The organism is Novilysobacter selenitireducens (genome assembly GCF_020026895.1).
GTDB classification, from domain to species: Bacteria; Pseudomonadota; Gammaproteobacteria; order Xanthomonadales; family Xanthomonadaceae; genus Lysobacter_C; species Lysobacter_C selenitireducens.
Genome location: NZ_JAINZW010000028.1, coordinates 1 through 295, shown reverse-complemented (window position 1 = coordinate 295; position 295 = coordinate 1). Strand labels below are relative to the sequence as shown.

1 protein-coding gene is annotated in these 295 nt (G+C 49.2%); it reads right to left on the bottom strand.

The window, feature by feature from the left end:
• Positions 1–111 precede the first annotated feature (111 nt).
• The coding region (locus K6753_RS14460) for a hypothetical protein (protein ID WP_223677166.1) at positions 112–295 on the bottom strand (184 nt) is incomplete at its 5' end.

Here is a 295-nt window from a genome sequence, read left to right as displayed (position 1 = left end):
AATGTAATGGCGGCATAGTTGAAGCTCCTGGTGCACTGTGAGCCGGAGACTGGGAAATATGAAATGAGAAAGGAGACGCACTGGGTGACTCTGACGAGGAAAATGGATCTTTCAAATGCCGCCAGTGATGTTTGTCCTTTGGATAGCGTGTTCCCTCCGACTTGTTTCGCGAGCTGAAGTCCAAATTGAAACGAGACAGATGCCATCACCACTGCGCCATCCAAAGCGAAAACCGTCTCCAGAACTGTTCTGATGGACGTCTCCCCAGTCTCCAATGGCCTTTTTAAAAGGAATG